Origin of the sequence: Luteimonas sp. MC1782 (assembly GCF_014164605.1) — a bacterium.
Taxonomy (GTDB): Bacteria; Pseudomonadota; Gammaproteobacteria; order Xanthomonadales; family Xanthomonadaceae; genus Luteimonas.
Genome location: NZ_JACJFT010000002.1, coordinates 475329 through 494234, shown reverse-complemented (window position 1 = coordinate 494234; position 18906 = coordinate 475329). Strand labels below are relative to the sequence as shown.

At 69.0% G+C, this 18906-nt stretch carries 17 protein-coding genes; 3 read left to right on the top strand and 14 right to left on the bottom strand.

Going from position 1 to position 18906, the window contains the following annotated elements; translation table 11 throughout:
- Positions 1 to 13: 13 nt before the first annotated feature.
- From pilQ to H5368_RS11705, 5 genes are read right to left on the bottom strand one after another with little or no spacing between them, the layout of a single operon-like run.
- Positions 14 to 1972, bottom strand: coding sequence for a type IV pilus secretin PilQ (pilQ, locus tag H5368_RS11725; RefSeq protein WP_182824792.1), 1959 nt, complete (start codon positions 1970 to 1972; stop codon positions 14 to 16).
- A gap of 14 nt (positions 1973 to 1986) precedes the next feature.
- Positions 1987 to 2526, bottom strand: a complete 540-nt coding sequence (locus H5368_RS11720) for a pilus assembly protein PilP (RefSeq protein ID WP_182824791.1) — start codon at positions 2524 to 2526, stop codon at positions 1987 to 1989.
- 1 nt (position 2527) lies between these two features.
- Positions 2528 to 3202: a type 4a pilus biogenesis protein PilO gene (pilO, locus tag H5368_RS11715; RefSeq protein ID WP_182824788.1), complete on the bottom strand. Its 675-nt coding sequence runs from the start codon at positions 3200 to 3202 to the stop codon at positions 2528 to 2530.
- On the bottom strand, positions 3199 to 3924 hold the full coding sequence (locus tag H5368_RS11710) for a PilN domain-containing protein (RefSeq protein ID WP_182824786.1): 726 nt from the start codon (positions 3922 to 3924) through the stop codon (positions 3199 to 3201). The genes pilO and H5368_RS11710 overlap by 4 nt, the downstream gene beginning before the upstream one ends.
- On the bottom strand, positions 3924 to 4982 hold the full coding sequence (locus H5368_RS11705; protein ID WP_182824784.1) for a pilus assembly protein PilM: 1059 nt from the start codon (positions 4980 to 4982) through the stop codon (positions 3924 to 3926). The genes H5368_RS11710 and H5368_RS11705 overlap by 1 nt, the downstream gene beginning before the upstream one ends.
- A 232-nt stretch (positions 4983 to 5214) precedes the next feature.
- On the opposite strand from H5368_RS11705, the gene H5368_RS11700 reads away from it, so the two are divergent.
- Entirely contained in the window at positions 5215 to 7698 is a 2484-nt protein-coding gene (locus H5368_RS11700; RefSeq protein WP_182824782.1) for a penicillin-binding protein 1A, read from the top strand.
- Positions 7699 to 7746: 48 nt separating this feature from the next.
- On the top strand, positions 7747 to 8400 hold the full coding sequence (locus H5368_RS11695) for a hypothetical protein (protein WP_182824779.1): 654 nt from the start codon (positions 7747 to 7749) through the stop codon (positions 8398 to 8400).
- A 98-nt stretch (positions 8401 to 8498) separates the two neighbouring features.
- On the opposite strand, the gene H5368_RS11690 is transcribed toward H5368_RS11695, so the two are convergent.
- The 9 genes from H5368_RS11690 to H5368_RS11650 form a co-directional block, all read right to left on the bottom strand.
- A complete protein-coding gene (locus H5368_RS11690) occupies positions 8499 to 9764 on the bottom strand; it encodes a citrate synthase (RefSeq protein ID WP_223878076.1) in 1266 nt (421 codons plus the stop codon).
- A 254-nt stretch (positions 9765 to 10018) separates the two neighbouring features.
- Positions 10019 to 10261, bottom strand: coding sequence for a type B 50S ribosomal protein L31 (locus H5368_RS11685; RefSeq protein WP_182824775.1), 243 nt, complete (start codon positions 10259 to 10261; stop codon positions 10019 to 10021).
- 70 nt (positions 10262 to 10331) lie between these two features.
- A complete protein-coding gene (locus H5368_RS11680) occupies positions 10332 to 11270 on the bottom strand; it encodes a nucleoside hydrolase (RefSeq protein WP_182824773.1) in 939 nt (312 codons plus the stop codon).
- Between the two features lie 31 nt (positions 11271 to 11301).
- On the bottom strand, positions 11302 to 13422 hold the full coding sequence (gene recG, locus H5368_RS11675) for an ATP-dependent DNA helicase RecG (protein WP_343203908.1): 2121 nt from the start codon (positions 13420 to 13422) through the stop codon (positions 11302 to 11304).
- 4 nt (positions 13423 to 13426) lie between these two features.
- Entirely contained in the window at positions 13427 to 13810 is a 384-nt protein-coding gene (locus tag H5368_RS11670; protein ID WP_182824771.1) for a RidA family protein, read from the bottom strand.
- A 68-nt stretch (positions 13811 to 13878) separates the two neighbouring features.
- Positions 13879 to 16047: a bifunctional (p)ppGpp synthetase/guanosine-3',5'-bis(diphosphate) 3'-pyrophosphohydrolase gene (locus H5368_RS11665; RefSeq protein ID WP_182824769.1), complete on the bottom strand. Its 2169-nt coding sequence runs from the start codon at positions 16045 to 16047 to the stop codon at positions 13879 to 13881.
- 134 nt (positions 16048 to 16181) lie between these two features.
- Complete coding sequence (gene rpoZ, locus H5368_RS11660; RefSeq protein WP_182824766.1) at positions 16182 to 16484, bottom strand: DNA-directed RNA polymerase subunit omega; 303 nt, start codon at positions 16482 to 16484, stop codon at positions 16182 to 16184.
- 128 nt (positions 16485 to 16612) lie between these two features.
- The gene (gmk, locus tag H5368_RS11655) at positions 16613 to 17251 is read right to left on the bottom strand and encodes a guanylate kinase (RefSeq protein WP_182824764.1); all 639 of its coding nucleotides are present in this window, start codon (positions 17249 to 17251) and stop codon (positions 16613 to 16615) included.
- Positions 17244 to 18104, bottom strand: coding sequence for a YicC/YloC family endoribonuclease (locus H5368_RS11650; RefSeq protein ID WP_182824762.1), 861 nt, complete (start codon positions 18102 to 18104; stop codon positions 17244 to 17246). The genes gmk and H5368_RS11650 overlap by 8 nt, the downstream gene beginning before the upstream one ends.
- Positions 18105 to 18171: 67 nt before the next feature.
- On the opposite strand from H5368_RS11650, the gene rph reads away from it, so the two are divergent.
- On the top strand, positions 18172 to 18906 hold the full coding sequence (gene rph / locus H5368_RS11645; RefSeq protein ID WP_182824760.1) for a ribonuclease PH: 735 nt from the start codon (positions 18172 to 18174) through the stop codon (positions 18904 to 18906).

The window sequence follows — 18906 nt, the reverse complement described above, 5'->3', positions numbered from 1 at the left end:
GTTGACTCTGCAGTCAGTACGGACGCTGCGCCACGCGAAGCACGCGCGGGGTCACGAAGATCAGCAACTCCGCCTTGCTCTTTGACCGGCCCTTGGTCCTGAACAGATTGCCCAGGATGGGCAGGTCGCCCAGAAATGGAACCTTCGAGATGGAGTTGCGGTCACTGAACTCGTAGACGCCGCCAATGACTACCGTCTGCCCATCCTCGATCAGGACCGCGGTCGTGACCTCGCGCTTCGCCAGGTTCGGAATCAGCCCGATGCCGATGATTTCGGTGAAGTCCTCGATCTCGTCCTTCTTGACCGCAAGGTTCAGGAACACGCGCCCGTCAGCGGTGATCGTCGGCGTGACCTTCAGCTCAAGCAGCGCTTCCTTGAACTGCACGGTAGGCACGCTGTTGCTCTGGCCACCAGTGACCGTCAGATAACCGACTTCGCGGCCCTGGCGGATGATCGCTTCACGCTGGTTGCTCGTCACGACACGCGGGTTGGACACCACCTCACCGCGCTGGTCCTGCTGCAGGGCCTGCAACTCCAGATCCCAGTCGATGGTGTTGCCGAGGATGGTGAAAGCGATGGAAGCCGGGTTGAGATTGCGGATGCTGAAATCATTGTTGAGTGCATTGTCGCCCCAACTGACGAGATCACCCGGCTGGGCTCCGTTGGCCGATTCGATCAGCCCCTGGTTGGCGCCGATCGATCCTGAACTGATCAACCGATCCTTCACGCCGCGAACGCCGAAGCGCGCACCCAGGTCACGGGCAAACGACTCGTTGGCGATCACGATGCGCGACTCGATGACCACCTGGTCGACCGGCTTGTCCAGGTTCTGAACAAGGCGCTTGATCTCCTCCACCCGCTGTGGGATGTCGATCACCAGCAAGGTGTTGGTGCGCCGGTCATAGCTGAGGCTGCCGCGCGAGGACAGGAATCCAGTGCTCTGGTCCTCCTGCCCACCCTGGCTGCCGCCGCTCCTGCCGCCCTGGCTGCTGCTCTTGCTCTCCTCGGTCAGCAGCTTGGCGATGTCCTCGGCGCTGCCGTACGAGACCGGGATATATTCAGTGACCATTTCCGCACGGGCTTCAAGCGCCAGGCGCGCATTGGCGATGTCCTGCTCGAACTTGGCGATCTCGGACTGCGGGGCGACCCACACCACGTTGCCGCTGCGGCGCTTGTCGAGCGACTTGGCCTGCAGGACGATGTCCAGCGCCTGGTCCCACGGCACGTTGATCAGTCGCAGGGTGACGTTGCCGGTGACGCTGTCACTGGCGACGATGTTGAGGTCCGACAGCTCGGCGATCAGCTGCAGCACCGTGCGCACCGGCACGTCCTGGAAGTTGAACGTGACCGGGCGGCCACCGTAGCTGCGTGTCTCCGTTCCCGGTCGGGCCGACGCCTGGGCCGTGGTGGCGACAGCCGCCGCGGTGCTGGCGCCCACCGCGCGGCTGGCGTTGGCCGCGCGCGGCACGATCTCGACGATGTAGTCGCGGCCGGTCTGGTAGGCGAGCGGCTCGAAGGCGCCTTCCGTGCTCAGCACGATCTGCGTGCCCTTGGGCCCCTGGTTGGCGTTGATGCGCTGCACCGGAGTGGCGAAGTCGGCGACGTTGAGCGGTCGCTGCAGTGCGGCCGGCAGCTCGGCGTTGCCGACGTCCAGGATCACCGTGCCGCCCTGGGTACGCAGGTCGGGCGCAGCGCCGTCCCCGCTGAACTTCAGGATCAGCTTGCCGGAGCCGCCCTCACCGCGCTTGAAGTCGATGCCGGTGATCGCCACCGCCGCCGGGACCTGCTTGGCGGGGTCGATCGCGACCGCAGGCGTGACCTGCGCAAAGCTCGCGACCGGGACACCCGGTGACGGAGCGGCGTGGACGGCACTGAATGCCGCGAGGAGGCCGGCGAGGAGACCGCAGGCACCAGCCTTGAGGGGCATGGCGCGCGAGATCGGCGAACGGCGTGGCGCGTTGGTGAAGGTCATCTGGCTTCCCCTAATCAATTGTCTTCGAGCGCGATCGATGCCGGCCGTTCAAGCCAGCCACCCGCACCGTCAGGCACGAGTTCGACGAGTTCGATGCGATCTTCCTGGACGCTGGTCACGCGGCCATCGTTCTGGCCCAGGTACACGCCAGGACCGACCCGGTACGTGACCTTGTCCGGTGCCATCACCAGCGCGGTCAGGCTGCTGCCCGCGCCGAGCGATCCCACCATGTCGAGGCTGTCGAGCGGAAACTGCTCGAGCGTCTGCTTGCGGCGGTTGGAGTCCGGGCGCGGCCCGCTGCCGTTGCCCTCGTTCGCGAACGCGTCGCTGAACGGGTCGCGCAGGCCCTGCGCGGCGTACTCGAAACTCTCGAACTGCTGCATCACCGGCAACGGATCCAGCGGTGGTGCCGGCCGGGCGCGGACATTGGCGACCCACTCCTCGAGGTTCGGCGCCGTGCCCGGCTCGCTGGTGACCCCCCGCCCGCACCCGGCGAGCGCGACGAGGACGGCCAGGTACGCGAACCCGCGGCTGGCGTTGGCAATCGTGCCCATGTCAGGGGCTCCCCTTTGCGGCATCGGCGGCGACCTTTTCCTGCTCGGCCGCCTCCTCGTCATCCAGATAGCGGTAGGTCTTCACCGTGCCGGCAAGCTCCAGCGCGGAGTTCGGCCGGATGCCGACGACCTTGCCGTCGCCGCCGCCCTTGGGCCGCAGCTGGATGTCGTGCATCGTCATGATGACCACGCGCGGCAGCGAGGCCACGCCGCTGACGAAGGCGCCGAACTGGTGGTAGCTGCCGAGCATGCGCAGCGCGATCGGCTTCTCCGCGTAGAACTCCTTCGGCGACTCCGGACCCGGCTGGAACAGCTCGCTGGTGATGCCCGTGGCCAGCGCCGTCTGCGAGATGTCGACGATCAGGTCGGGCATCTCGGTGCGGCTGGGCAGCTGGCGCAGCATCTGCTGCAGCTGCTGCTCCATTTCCGCCAACTGCAGCTTGAGCGGCTCGAGGTTGGCGGCGCGGCCCTGCTTGGTCTCGAAATCGGCGCGCAGGCCGGACTCGGTGGCCTCCAGCGCCTTCAGCTGGTCGCCCTTGTCGCGGGTCAGCACCCACCACAGCAGGCCAAAGATCAGCAGCCCAAGCAGCACGCAGAACGCGATCTTGTATTCGCGCGGCCAGGAGCCGGTGTTGTTGAAGTCGAGTTCCTTGAGCGACATCTTGCGCTTGCTCACGACGCGGCTCCTTGTTCAGCGGCCGGGGCGGCGGCGGGCGCCGTTTCGGCGGCATCGGCCGGTGGCGGCGTGGCGGTGTCGGCGGGTGCGGCGGCAGCAGGCGCGACATCGGCGGCCGGCGCGGCGTCCACCGGCGGCACGGCATCGGGAATGCCGTCGCCGTCCTCGTCCTTCGGCGCGTTGGGATTGGCCAGCTGCACCGCCAGGTTGAAGGCATATGGCAGGCCGGCGACGCCGTCACGTGCCTCGATGATCGACAGGTCGGGCTTGGTCATCCAGCCGGAACCCTCGAGGTTGCGCATGTAGGTGCTGACGCGCGCGTTGGACTGCGAACGGCCCTCGAGCGACAGCTTCTCGCCCTCCTGCTTGATGCCGGTGAGCACCACGCCGTCGGGGATCGTGCGCACCAGCGAGTCGAACAGGTGGACCATCTGCGAGCGGTTGGCCTGCAACTGTTCGATGACGTCCTTGCGGGCCAGCAATCGCGCCTTCTGGCGGTCGAGTTCGTCGATTTCGGTGATGCTGGTCTCGACCTGCGTGATCTGCTCCTGCAGGAACGCGTTGCGCGCGTTCTGGCCGTCGATCTGCGCGTTGTAATAGCTGTTGACCATGAACCACAGCACCACGCCGGCGAGCGCCGCGAAGGCCAGCATCACGCCGAACTCTTTCTGGCGCTGCTTGCGGCGCTCGGCGCGCCACGGAAGGAGGTTGATGCGCGCCATCAGTCGAAGCTCCTCATGGCCAGGCCGCAGGCGATCATCAGCGCCGGGGCATCCTGCGCGAGCGCATGCGCCTGGACGCGGGACCCCAGGGTCATCTGCGCCAGCGGGTTGGCGATGACGGTCTGCACGCCGAGCTGCTCCTCGACCATCTCGGCCACGCCGCCGATCGAGGCGCAGCCACCGGCCAGCACCACCTGGTCGACACGGTTGAACTCGCTGCCGGCGTAGAAGAACTGCAGTAGGCGGCTGATCTGCTGGACCAGCGCTTCCTTGAACGGCTCCAGCACCTCGATCTCGTAGCTTTCCGGCAGCCCGCCCTGGCGCTTGGCCAGGCCGGCTTCCTCGTAGGACAGGCCGTAGCGGCGCATGACCTCGTCGGTCAACTGCTTGCCGCCGAAGACCTGCTCGCGCGTGTAGAGACTGCGGCCGTTGCGCAGGATGTTGAGCGTGGTCATGGTGGCGCCGATGTCGACCAGCGCCACGATGCCGTCGCGCGGCACGTTGAGCGTATTGGCGAGCAGCGCGAAGGCGTTCTCGATCGCGAAGGCCTCGACGTCCATGACCCTGGCGGTGAGGCCGCCGAGCTCCAGCGCGGACGCGCGCATCTCCACGTTCTCCGAACGCGACGCCGCCAGCAGCACCTGCACCATCTCGGCGTTGCCTGGCATGGCACCCAGCACTTCGAAGTCGAGGTTCACTTCCTCGATCGGATACGGAATGTAGTTGACCGCTTCGAGTTCGACCTGCGATTCGAGGTCGTCCTCGTCGAGGTCGGCCGGCATCGGGATCACCTTGGTGATCACCGCCGAGCCGGCGACCGCGGCCGCGGCGTGCTTCGCCTTGCTGCCGGACCGCGTCATGGCGCGGCGGATGGCTTCGCCGACAGCCTCGACCTCGACGATGTTCTTCTCGACGACAGCATTGGGCGGCAGCGGTTCAACCGCGTAGTGCTCGACCCGGTATCGGTCGCCCGAACGCGACAGCTGCAACAGCTTGACCGCAGTCGAACTGATGTCGACCCCGACCAGCGGTGCCTGGCTTTTTGTGATCAGCCCCACGCTTTTCTCCCCATGTCACGGGCGCTTACGTGCGCTTCGTGCCCCGACGCATTAGATAACGGAGTTTTCACCGAATGGCAACAAGCAGCATGCGGCGACCTCCCGCATTGCGCGCTGTGTCACGTACTGACCCTGTGCGGCACTTGTGCCCGGGCAGGATCAGCCCGCAGTCCCCTCTCTATATACTGCGCGCTTCACAACGGTCCGGCTCCCGGGCCCCAGGACCCCATCGATGCCCCGCTTCCGTCGCCTGCTGCGCTGGCTGTTGATCTTGTTCGCCGGCTTCTTCGTCATCGGCCTGCTCGCAGCGGGCACACTGTACTACGTCGTGTCCTCGCGATTGCCCGACGTGGAGAGCCTGCGCAACGTCGAGCTGCAGGAGCCGCTGTATGTCTACGCGCGCGACGGCCGCCTGATGGCGCTGTTCGGCGAGACCCGGCGCTACCCGGTGGACATCGCCGAAGTGCCGGAACGCTTGAAGCAGGCGTTCATCGCGATCGAGGACAACCGCTTCTACGAGCACCACGGCGTGGATTACCGCGGTGTCAGCCGCGCGATCTGGCTGCTGGCGACGACCGACGACAAGCGCGTGCCGGGTGGGTCCACCATCACCCAGCAGGTGGCCCGCCAGTTCTTCCTGAGCTCGGAGTACAGCTACACGCGCAAGCTGTCGGAGATGCTGCTGGCGATGAAGATGGAGCGCGAGCTGTCGAAGGACGAGATCTTCGAGCTCTACCTCAACAAGAGCTTCTTCGGCAATCGCGCCTATGGCATCGCCGCCGCGGCCGAGTTCTATTACGGCAAGAAGCTCGACCAGCTCGACCTGGACGAACTGGCCACGCTGGCCGCGATCCCCAAGTTCCCGTCCAGCGGCAACCCCGTCACCAACCCCGAGCGCGCGCGCATCCGCCGCGACTACGTTCTGCAGCGCATGCACGAACTCGGCTTCATCAGCCTGGCGGAAGCGACCGCGGCGCAGGCGGTGGCCATGCACGCCACCCCGCACGAACGCCCGGTCGAGGTGTACGCGCCGTATGTCGCCGAAATGGTGCGCCAGGAGATGATCGCCCGCTATGGCGGCGACGTGCTGACCCGCGGCTACCACGTCACCACCACGATCGATCCGACGATGCAGCTGGCCGCCGATGTCGCGGTGCGCAGCGGCCTGTCCGCATACGACCATCGCCACGGCTGGTCGAAGATCGAGCAGGCCTTCGACCTTGCGGCCGACGAGGACGCGGCAACCGCGGGCGCCCGCCTTCGCGGCATCCCTGCGCAGTCCGGACTGCTGCCGGCGATCGTCCTGCGCGCCGGCGACGGCACCGCCGACGTGGCGCTGACCGACGGCACCACGGTGACCCTCGACGCCGCCAGCAGCCGCTGGACCGGCCGCAATCCGGGGGCCCTGCTCAAGCGCGGCGACGTGACCCGCGTGCGCCGCATCGAGCCCAAGGGCAAGGACGGAGCCGCCCCGAACCCGGCGGCGAAGCCCACGTGGCAGCTCGACCAGGTGCCACGCGCGCAATCCACGCTGGTGTCGCTGGAGCCCGACAATGGCGCCTTGCGCGCGCTGGTCGGTGGCTTCAGCTTCGCCGGCCAGAAGTTCAACCGCGCCACCCAGGCGCGCCGCCAGCCGGGCTCGAGCTTCAAGCCCTTCATCTATGCCGCGGCCTTCGAGCGCGGCTTCAACCCGGCCTCGGTGGTGGTCGACGCGCCGGTGGTGTTCCGCATGCGCCGCGGCCAGGACTGGCGCCCGCAGAACGACGACGGCAAGTTCGCCGGCCCGATGCGGCTGCGCGAAGCGCTGGTGCGTTCGCGCAACCTGGTGTCGGTGCGCTTGCTTGACGCCATCGGCGTCGACTACGCGCGCCGCTACATCAGCCACATGGGGTTCGACGAGTCCGAGCTGCCGCCCAACCTGTCGATCGCGCTGGGCACGCCGTCATTGACGCCGCTCGACATCACGCGCGGTTACGCGGTGTTCGCCAACGGCGGCTTCCGCGTCACGCCCTGGTTCATCGACGAGGTCAAGGACCGCGACGGCAAGGTGGTCTTCAAGGAGAACCCGGCAGTCGCGTGCCGCAGCTGCGGCGCCGACGGGACGACGGTCGCGACCGCGAACGTGGTCGATGGCTTCAACCTCGGCCCGAGCCAGCCGGCAACCGCCGCCGCACCTGCCGCCACCACGCCCGAACCCGCGGCCCCGGTCGCCGGCCCCGACAGGGTCGTGGCGCCGCGCGCCATCGACGCGCGCGTCGCGTACCAGCTGGTGTCGATGATGCGCGACGTCGTGCAACGCGGCACCGGCACCGCGGCCAAGGTGCTTGGCCGCGAGGACGTCGGCGGCAAGACCGGCTCCACCAACGACCACCGCGATGCATGGTTCTCCGGCTTCGGCGGCAACCTGGCCACCGTGGTCTGGGTCGGTCGCGACGACAACCGCTCGCTCGGCTACCGCGAATACGGGGGCAAGTCGGCGCTGCCGATCTGGATCGACTTCATGCGCGTTGCGCTGGACGGCATGCCCATCGCGGCCAACGAGCCACCGGACGGCATGGTCAAGGTTGCGGTCAGCGCGAGCGGGCGGCTGCTGCCGACCACCTCCGATGGCGGCCTGGTCGAGTGGGTGAAAGCCGAGGACCTCGAGCGCATGGAGTCGACGTACGAGGACGTGGCCGAAGAGGTCCCGACCGAGGAAGCGTTCGACATCTTCTGAGGCGTCATCCGGTAGTCTGTGGTGGCCTTCTCCGGATGGAGCGCCCGCATGCACAGAGCCAGACAGCACGCAGGAACCCGAAGCCGTGAGCTCCGCCACCGCCTCGCCCACGAGGCGGCGCGGTTGATCGCCGAAGGCGGGATCCGCGACTTCCACCACGCCAAGCGCAAGGCCGCCGAGCGGCTTGGCATCCACGACGACGCGTCGCTGCCCCGCAACCACGAGATCGAGGACGCGCTGCGCGAGTACCAGCGGCTGTTCCTCGGTGACACGCACGCCGGCCAGTTGCAGGTGCGCCGCGAGGCCGCCCTGCAGGCGCTCGAATTCTTCGCTGCCTTCGATGCGCGCCTGGTGGGTCCGGTGCTCGAAGGCACGGCGGGCCCGCACGCACCCGTGACGCTCCACCTCTACTGCGACGACGCCGATGCCGTGCCGCGCTTCCTCGGCGATGCCGGCATCCCCGCGGAATCGCACAGCCGCCGGGTGCGCCTGGACCGCGCGCGCGTCGGCGAGTTCCCGGCGTGGCTGTTCAGCGCCGGCGACACCGTCATCGAGCTCACGGTCCTGCCCGCCGCGGCCCTGCGCCAGGCGCCGTTGTCGGCGGTGGACGAGAAACCGATGCCGCGCGCATCGGCCAGCCAGCTGCGCAGGCTGCTGGCTGAAGGTGAAGAGGCGCATGGGCCACTTTCCGACGCACGCTGACCCGGTACCTGCTGGGCGACGAACATCGCGGCAGGCCTCATGAGAGGAAAAACGCCCCGCATTGCGGGGCGTTGTGCATCGCGCGGCCTGATGTGGCGTCAGCGCTTGTCGGCGGCCGGGTAATCGCGCACACCGGAACCGGTATAGATCTGCCGCGGGCGGCCGATCTTGAACTCCGGATCGGTCTGCTGCTCGAGCCAGTGCGCCATCCAGCCGGCGGTGCGCGCGATGGCGAACATCACCGTGAACATCTCGGTCGGGATCTTCAGCGCCTTGTAGATGATGCCGCTGTAGAAATCGACGTTCGGGTAGAGCTTGCGCTGCACGAAGTAGTCGTCCTTGAGCGCCGCCTCCTCGAGCCGCATCGCGACCTCGAGCAGCGGGTCGTCGATGCCGAGTTCCTCCAGGACCTTGTGGCACATCTCCCGGATGATCTTGGCGCGCGGGTCGAAGTTCTTGTACACGCGGTGGCCAAAGCCCATGAGGCGGAAGCCGGATTCCTTGTCCTTGGCACGGTCGATCGCCGACTGCACGTTCTTGGCCGTGCCGATCTCGGCCAGCATCTTCAGCACCGCCTCGTTGGCGCCGCCATGCGCCGGGCCCCACAGCGCGGCGACGCCCGAGGCGATGCACGCGTAGGGGTTGGCACCGGTGGAACCCACCAGACGCACCGTCGAGGTCGACGCGTTCTGCTCATGGTCGGCGTGCAGGATGAACAACAGGTCCAGCGCCTTCGCGGCGACCGGGTTGAGCACCAGCGGCTCGCTCGGCACCTCGAACATCATGTGCAGGAAGCGATCGACGTAGGGCAGGTTGTTGCGCGGGAACCGCAGCGGCCAGCCCATTGAATGCCGGTAGCAGGCGGCGGCGATGGTCGGCACCTTGGCGATCATGCGGATCGCCGCCATGCGGCGCTCTTCCGGGTCGTCGTAGTCGAGATCGTTGTGGTAGAAACTCGCCATCGAACCGATCATGCCGACCAGCATCGCCATCGGGTGGGCGTCGTGGCGGAAGCCACCGAGGAAGTTCTTGAACGCCTCGTGCAGCATGGTGTGGTGGGCGACGTCATGGTCGAACGCACCCATCTGCGCGGCGTCGGGCAGCTCGCCGTTCAGCAGCAGGTAGGCGACCTCGAGGAACGAGGAATGCTTTGCCAGCTGATCGATCGGGTAGCCGCGATACAGCAGCACGCCCTCGTCGCCGTCGATGTAAGTGATCGCCGACTTGCAGCTGGCGGTGGCGGTGAAACCGGGATCGTAGGTGAAGAGGCCGGTTTCCTTCGGCAGCCTGCCGATGTCGACGCAGTCGTTGCCGAGCGTGGGCTTGAGGATCGGCAGTTCGACCGACTTGCCGGCGGCCTGCACTGCAACGGTGCCGGCGTTCGGGCCGACGTTGGACGGGGTGGCGGACACAGACGCACTCCTTTCGTATCGCGTGGACCCGCGCATCGGGGGCGGGTCGGATGAGGCGGGGTCGCGCGCGTGCGCGATCGGGCAATTATCGCATAGGCCCCGGCCGCGACGGATACGCCAGCGGCCGCAACGATGGAACGCGGCGGCTCAAACGAAAACGGCCGCCCAGTGGGCGGCCGTCGGCTCGGGCGCGTGGTGCCCGGCGCTTACTTGGAGTAGCGCTTGCGGAACTTGTCGACGCGGCCGCTGGTGTCCATGAGCTTGTTCTGGCCCGTGTAGAACGGATGCGAAGCCGACGAGACTTCGATCTTGATCAGCGGATACTCGTTGCCGTCTTCCCACTTCACCGTCTCCTTGCTGGAAAGGGTGGAACGCGTGAGGATCTTGAAATCCGAGGTCACGTCCTGGAAAACGACGTCGCGGTAAGCAGGATGGATGTCGGCCTTCATGACGGGTACCGGTATCTGGGCGAGGAAAGAGCGGCATTATAGCCGGCCCCGATACCCGCCGCAAGCCGCCTCAGGCGCCGAGCGCCCCGCGCACCAGGGCCTCGAACATCGCCTGGTCGTAGCGCAGCAGGATGCGCGCCTGGTCCGGGCGCCCGAGCTGCCGCTGCCAGTCGACCACCGTGGTGCCGCGCGCCACCGGATCCGCCAGCACCACGTCGATCGGCCGCACTTCGGCCTGCAGCACGCCCTGCGGGGCCAGCGCCATGGCCATCGCCAGCGCATCCGCGGCATGCCAGAGCTCGCCACGACCGTCTTCCGACCACAGCCGCGTATGCCGCGAGATGGCCTCGTAGAATCCGGCCACGGGACCGGGGGCGGCCAGCCACCGGTCGACATCGCGGTGGTGCATGCCGTGGGCGACGGTAGCCTCCCAGTCGGCGAGGTCGAAAGCGGGGAATGACTGGAACACGATCCGCGCCGCCTCGGGATCGAAATAGACGTTGAACTCCGCCGACGGCGTGATGTTGCCGCGCGCGGTGACCGCGCCGCCCATCACCACAAGCCGGCCAATGCGCTGCGGAAGGGTGGGATCCAGGCGCAGCGCCAGCGCGAGGTTGGTGAGCGGACCGAGCATGACCAGCAGCAGCCGGCCGGCGTGCTCGTGGGAGAGGCGCAGGATCGCCTGCACGGCGTGTTCGGATTGGGCGCCGCGGGTGGCCGGCGCGTGGCCGACATCGCCGAAGCCGTCCGCGCCGTGCACGTGCGCCGCGTCGGGCGCCGCGTGAAGCAGCGGGCGGTCGCAGCCGGGGAACACGGGCACATCGTCGCGCGCCGCGATCTCGCAAAGCTTGAGCGCGTTGGCCACGGTATGGCGCAGGCCGACGTTGCCGGCGGCAACGGTCAACCCGACCACGTCATGGCGCGCGTCGCGCAGCGCCATCAGCAGGGCGAGCGCGTCGTCGACGCCCGGGTCGGTATCGATCAGCAGCGGGATGCGTTCATTGGTCATCGATCGATTATCCATGTTCGTGCCGCGGACATCAGGCCGCCGCGTAACGCACGGCGCCGCCGATCCAGCGCGCCACCAGGCGTTCGGCAACGTCGGGCTGGTCGCGCAGCAGCTGCTCGCCCAACGCGTGTACCAGCGGCAGCAGGTCGGCATCGCGCGCCAGGTCGGCGACGCGGAACGCCGCAAGGCCGGTCTGGCGGGTGCCGAGCAGTTCGCCCGGCCCGCGCAGCTCCAGGTCCTTCTCGGCGATGACGAACCCGTCGCCGGTCTCGCGCATCGTCTCCAGGCGTTCGCGCGCCATCCGCGACAACGGCGGCTGGTACAGCAGCACGCAGCTCGAAGCGGCACTGCCGCGCCCCACCCGCCCGCGCAACTGATGCAGCTGCGCCAGGCCCAGGCGCTCGGCGTTCTCGATCACCATCAGCGAGGCATTGGGCACGTCCACGCCGACCTCGATCACCGTGGTGGCGACCAGCAGGTCGGCCGTGCCTTCCTTGAACGCGCGCATCGCCGCCTGCTTTTCGTTGGCCTTCATGCGGCCGTGCACCAGCCCCACGCGAAGCCCGGGCAGGGCATCCGACAGCGCCTCGAACGTCGCCTGCGCGGCCTGCGCCACGATCTCGTCGGAGTCGTCGATGATCGTGCACACCCAGTACGCCTGGCGGCCCTCCGCGCAGGCCGCGCGGATCCGCTCGATGAGCTCCGGGCGGCGCCCGGCGGCGAGCACCACGGTCTGCACTGGCGTCCGCCCCGGTGGCAGCTCGTCGATCGCCGACACGTCGAGGTCGGCATAGGCCGCCATGGCCAGGGTGCGCGGAATCGGCGTCGCGGTCATCACCAGCTGGTGCGGAACGCGCCCGCCCTCGCCGCCCTTGTCGCGCAGCGCCAGGCGCTGGTGCACGCCGAAGCGGTGCTGCTCGTCGATGATGGCGAGTGCGAGGTCGTTGAACACCACGCCCTGCTGCATCAGCGCATGCGTGCCGACCACCACCTGCGCCTGGCCGCTGGCGACCGCCGCCATCGCCTGCGCGCGCGCGCGGCCTGTGACCTTGCCGGCCAGCCACTCGACGCGAAGGCCGAGCGGTTCCAGCCACGCCCGCAGGTTGGCGAGATGCTGCTCGGCCAGCAGCTCGGTGGGTGCCATCAGCGCCGCCTGGCGGCCCTCGGCGACCGCCATCAGCGCGGCCATCGCCGCCACCACGGTCTTGCCGGAACCGACATCGCCCTGCACCAGCCGCAGCATCGGCACCGGTCGCGCCATGTCACCGCGGATCTCGTCGAAGACGCGCGCCTGCGCCGCGGTGAGCGCGAACGGCAGGTCCTCGCGCAGCCGTTGCGCGAGTGCCGGGTCGGCAAGCGGCCGCGCGGCGTGCGACTGCTGGGCGATGCGCTGGCGGCGCATGCTCAGGTGGTGCGCGAGCAGCTCTTCGAGCGCCAGCCGACGCTGCGCGGGATGCGTGCCGGCGAGCAACGCGGCGACATCGGCATCGCGCGGCGGGCGGTGCACCGTGAGCAGCGACTCGCGCAGCCCGGGCAGCGCATGTGCGCGCAGCAGCGCGGCCGGCAGGAGCTCGAGCACGTCGCCATCGGGAAGGCGGTCGAGCGCCTGCGCGATCAGCCGCTTCATCACCGCCGGGCCGACGCCCTCGATCGCGGGGTAGACAGGGTCGAGGCGATCGCCAAGCCCGGCGACGCAGTCGTCGCCGACCAGGCTGTAACTCGGGTGGACGATCTCCAGCCCGCGCTGCCCGGGCCGCGGCGTGCCGAAGCAGCGCACGCGCGCGCCCGGCGTGAACTGCGCGGCCTGCGCGGCGCGGAAATGGAAGAAGCGCAGCACCAGCGTGCCATGCGAGTCGTCGACGATCGCGACCCGCAACATCGGCTTGTAGCGGAAGCCGCGCTCGACCGCCTCGACCCGACCTTCGACCTGCGCGGGAACACCCGGCTGCAGCATGCGGATCGGCGTGATGGCGGTGCGGTCCTCGTAGCCGCGCGGCAGCTGCAGCCACAGGTCCTGCACGCCGGTCAGGCCACGCGCGGCGAGCTTCTCCGCAACCCGCGGGCCCACGCCGGCCAGCGCCGACAGCACATCGGTGCCGGCGGGTGCCAGCGAGGGCGCGGCTGCGCCAGCCTTGCGCCGGGGTGCCGCCACTGCCTCAGTCGGTAACCATCACGGCGTCGACCTCGAACTGCGCGCCCTTGGGCAGCGCGGACACTTCGATGGTCGCACGCGCGGGATACGGCGCATTGAAATACTCCGCCATCACCGCGTTCACGGCCGCGAACTGGCCGAGGTCTGTGAGGTACAGGCCGACGCGCGTGACGTCATCGAGCGACCCGCCGGCCGCCTCGCAGACAGCGCGCAGGTTGTCGAATGCGCGCCGCGCCTGCGCGGCAAGATCACCGGGGACCAGTTCGCCCGTGGCCGGGTCCAGCGGGATCTGCCCGGACACGAACACGGTGTTGCCGGCGCGGGTGGCCTGCGAGTACGGACCGATGGCCGCCGGTGCGTCGGCGGTGGTGATGGGTGTCCTGGGCATTTTCGAATCCTCGAAGGCGATGCGGTCGATTATGACCGCCGCCCCGCCGATTCTCTATCGGCGCGGTTTCAGATCCGCTGCACGCCGTGGACCACGCCGAGCCGACGGGTGCGGCGGATGACATGCGCCAGGTGCGTGCGGTTGCGCACTTCGATCGAGAATCGGATCGCGGCGACATTGGTGTCGCGCTCCAGGTATTCGACGCCGTCGATGTTGGAGTCCGCCTGCGCGATCGCCGCCGCCACCTGTGCCAGCACGCCCGGCCGGTTCTCGACCTCGATGCGCAGCGCCACTGCGTAATCGCCGGCGACCTCGCGATCCCAGCCGATGTCGACCCAGCGATCCGGCGACTTGCGGTATTCGGCGACATTCGGGCATTCCATCCTGTGCACCACGATGCCACGGCCGGCGGTGTGGTAACCCATGATCTCGTCGCCCGGGATCGGCATGCAGCAGTTGGCGAAGGTCACCACGCCGCGTTCGCTGCCGGTGATCAGGATGCGGTCGTCGCCGCGGTGCACGCGCGGCGCGCCGTCGGCACCCGGGGTCTTGCGCGCCAGCGACTGCGCGACCTGCGACGGCATGCGGTTGCCCAGCGCGACCTCGGCCAGCAGCGCTTCCAGCCGCGGGAAGCGATGCTCGGCCAGGTAGGCTTCGAGATGCTCCGCCGGCAACTGTTCCAGCGAGCTGTCGAGATCCTCGAGCGCACTGTCGAGCATGCGGTGGCCAAGCTGCACGGCGTCTTCGTGCTCGAGCTGCTTGAGCTGCTGGCGGATCGCGGTGCGCGCCTTGCCGGTGACCACGAACTCCAGCCACTGCGGCCGCGGCTGCGACGACTTCGCGGTGACGATTTCCACCGACTGGCCGGTGGCCAGCTTGGTGCGCAACGGCACCAGCTTGCGGTCGACGCGCGCGGCCACCGCCCTGTTGCCGACGTCGGTGTGCACCGAGAAGGCGAAATCAAGCGCCGTGGCGTTGCGCGGCAGCGACATGATGTCGCCCTTGGGCGTGAACAGGTAGACCTCGTCCGGGAACAGGTCGACCTTGACGTTCTCGAGGAACTCCAGCGACGACCCGGTGCCGCTCTGCGATTCCAGCAGCGCGGAGATCCACGAATGCGCGCGCGCCTGCGCGCTGTTCGGCGCGCCACCGCCGTGCTTGTACGCCCAGTGCGCGGCGATGCCACGCTCGGCGATCAGGTCCATCTCCTCGGTGCGGATCTGCACCTCGATGGGCGAGCCGTAGGGGCCGAACAGCACCGTGTGCAGCGACTGGTAGCCGTTGGCCTTGGGGATCGCGATGAAATCGCGGAAGCGGCCGTCGAGCGGCTTGTACACCGAATGCGCCACGCCCAGCGCGTGGTAGCAGTCGCGCACCGAGCCGACGATCACCCGGAAGCCGAACACGTCGATCACCTGGCTGAAGGTTTTCCCTTCCGCGCGCATCTTGTTGTAGATGCTCCACGGCGACTTCACCCGGCTCACCAGGCGGTAGTCCACGCCCTCGTTGGTCAGCCGCTGCGCGAGCTGCGCCTCGATCTTGGCCAGTGCCTCGCGCCGCACCAGCGGCTGCGAGCGGATGCGCTTCTCGAGGATGCGGTGGCGCAGCGGGTGCAGGGCGGCAAACCCGAGGTCCTGCAGCTCGGCCTTGATCAGGTTCATGCCCAGGCGCTGCGCGATCGGCGCGTAGATCTCCAGCGTCTCGCTGGCGATGCGCTGGCGCGCCTCGGGGGACTGCGCGCCGAGCGTGCGCATGTTGTGCAGGCGGTCGGCCAGCTTGATCAGGATGACGCGCAGGTCGCGCGCCATCGCCAGCATCATCTTGCGGAAGCTCTCCGCGTCCGCCTCGCGGCGGTTGGCGAACTGCAGCTTGTCGAGCTTGGTGACGCCGTCGACCAGCTCCGCGACCGCCTCGCCGAACTCGCCGGCCAGTGCGTCGCGCCCCAGTGGCGTGTCCTCGATGGTGTCGTGCAGGATGGCCGCGACCAGTGTCTCGAGGTCGACCTTCTGCTCCGCCAGCACCTGCGCCACAGCGACGGGGTGGGTGATATAGGGCTCGCCGGACTTGCGCACCTGCCCCGCGTGCGCGGCCGCGCCCACCGCCCAGGCGCGGCGCACCTGGCGGCGCTGGTCTTCGGGCAGGTACGCGCTCGCGCGCTCCAGCGCGCGCATGTAGCCGGGGATGTCTTCGTCCCCGGGGACCGGTACCTGCACCAGCGCGAGCTCTGCGGATGTCATGGGTCGAGCCTACGCGTGCGCCCGCAGCCCGGCAACGCGCGGCGGTCGATGCACGCGGGCCGTGAACGCAGACGGCCCCGGATGTCCGGGGCCGTCGTGGTCATGCTGGCAAGCGCCATGCAGGCGCCCGCGGATCAGGCGTCGTCGCCCTTGCCCAGGTCGTCGTCGGCCACGACTTCGGCGGCCGCCCATTCCAGCGCCTCGCGCTCCTTGCGCTCGCGCTCGGACTTCTCGACGGCGTCGATGTACTCGGGATTGATGCGGCGCGCGGCGATCTCGCGCAGCGCCAGCACCGTCGGCTTGTCGTCGTTCTCGCTGTTGTCGATCTGCGGCTCGACGCCATTGGCAAGCTGGCGGGCGCGCTTGGCGGCCAGCATGACCAGTTCGAAACGGTTGTCGACGACTTTCAGGCAATCTTCAACGGTGATGCGGGCCATAAATCTCCTGGCGGCCGACCGGCCGTCGATGCAGTGCGTGGGACCGGAAAGGATAGCGATACCGCGCCCGGCACGCAAGCCGAGCTGTTGCGAATCAGGCACTTGGGGCGTAATGCAGCCTTGGCGGTTCAGTCTTCCTGCAGCAGCGCGCCGATCAGGGCGCGGTGCCGCCAGGCCTGGGCGTCCAGGCGCAGCCGGCTGGCGACGAAGATGGCGCACATCTCGTCCACCGCGGTGGCGAAATCCTCGTTCACGATCACGTAATCGAATTCCGCATAGTGCGACATCTCCTCGCGCGCGGCGGCCAGGCGCCGGGCCATGACCTCCTCGCTGTCCTGGCCGCGCTTGCGCATGCGCTCGTCGAGCGCCGCGCGCGAGGGCGGCAGGATGAACACGCCGACGGCGTCGGGCACCAGCTTGCGCACCTGGCGCGCCCCCTGCCAGTCGATTTCAAGCAGCACGTCGCGGCCGGCCGCCAGCTGCGGTTCCACCGACTGCCGCGCGGTGCCCTTCCAGTCGCCGTGCACGCGGGCATGTTCGAAGAACTCGCCGGCGGCGATCATCTCCTGGAACCGCGCATCGTCGACGAAGTGGTAATGCTCGGCGTGCCGCTCGCCCGGGCGCGGCGGTCGCGAGGTGAACGAGACCGACAGGCAGATGTTGGCGTCGCGCGCCAGGCAGGCGTTGACGATGCTCGACTTCCCGGCGCCCGACGGCGCGGCGACGATGAACAGCCTGCCCCGCGTTGGAACGTCGGGCTTATTCAATGTTCTGCACCTGTTCCCGCACCTGGTCGATCAGCACCTTGAGCTCGACGGCGATGTTGGACGTGCGCGGATCGACCGACTTCGAACCCAGCGTATTCGCCTCGCGATTGAACTCCTGGAGCAGGAAATCGAGCCGGCGGCCGGCGGGCTCGCGCTGGCCGAGCACGCGGCGGATCTCGGCCACGTGGCTGTCGAGGCGGTCAAGCTCCTCGTCGACGTCGAGCTTCTGCAGCGACAGCACCAGCTCCTGCTCGAGCCGGCCGGGATCGGCGGGCTGCGCCAGGTCGGCCAGGCGCGCCTCGAGCTTGGCGCGCTGCCCGGCGCGGATCGCCGGCACCACGCCACGCACCTCGGCGGCGCGCGCGGCGATGCCGTCGACGCGCTCCAGCATCACCGCCACCAGCTTGCCGCCCTCGCGCTCGCGCGCGGCGATGAACTCGCCCAGCACCTGGTCCAGCAGCGCGAGCGCCTCGCCCTGCAGGGCCTCGGCGTCGGTGGCCCGGGTGCGCAGCACGCCGGGGTACTGCAGGAGCTCGGTGAACCCGACCTGCATCGCCGGGAACCGCGGCTGCAGGCGCAGCGCCAGTTCGCCCAGCCGCTCCACCAGCGCATCGTCGACCACGAACGCGCCCGCGTCCTCCGGCGCGCGCAGGCGCAGGGTGAGCTCGACCTTGCCGCGCGCGACGCGGGCCCCGATGCGCTCGCGCAGCACCGCTTCCAGCGCACGCAGCTCGTCCGGCGCACGCACCCCGAGCTCAAGGTAGCGGTGGTTGACCGCACGGAGCTCGCAGCCAAGGGTGCCGAAGGCGGTGGCACGTTCGCCGGAAGCGAAGGCGGTCATGCTGCGGATCATGCGGGGCATCCGGTGGTTCGGGGTGCCGATGGTAAACTCGCGCGCCATTCCTGCGGTAATTCCCTCCATGAGCGATTCTCCCCGTCCAAGCGGGCGCGCGCCTGCCCAGATGCGCGACGTGCGTATCCAGCGCGGCTACACCCGCCATGCCGAGGGATCGGTCCTGGTGACCTTCGGCGATACGCGGGTGCTGTGCACGGCCACGGTCGAGAACCGCGTGCCGGGCTTCCTGCGCGGCAAGGGCACCGGCTGGGTGACCGCCGAATACGGCATGCTGCCGCGCGCCACCCACAGCCGCTCCGACCGCGAGGCCGCGCGCGGCAAGCAGGGAGGGCGCACGCTGGAGATCCAGCGCCTGATCGGCCGCTCGCTGCGCGCCTGCGTGGACCGCGACGCACTCGGCGAGCGCACCATCACCCTCGACTGCGACGTGCTGCAGGCCGACGGCGGGACCCGCTGCGCGGCCATCACCGGTGCCTACGTGGCGCTGGTGGACGCGGTGCGCTGGCTGCAGGGTCGCCGCGAGCTCGGCAAGCGCGACCCCATCCACGGCGCGATCGCCGCGGTGTCGGTCGGCATCCACGGCGGCCGCCCGGTGCTTGACCTCGACTATGCCGAAGACAGCGCCTGCGACACCGACATGAACGTGGTGATGAACGACGGCGGCGGCTTCATCGAGCTGCAAGGCACCGCCGAGGGCCACGCGTTCCGCCGCGAGGAGCTGGACGCCATGCTCGCACTGGCCGCGCAGGGCTGCGGGGAACTGTTCGCGGCACAGCAGGCGGCGCTGGCCGAAGGCTGA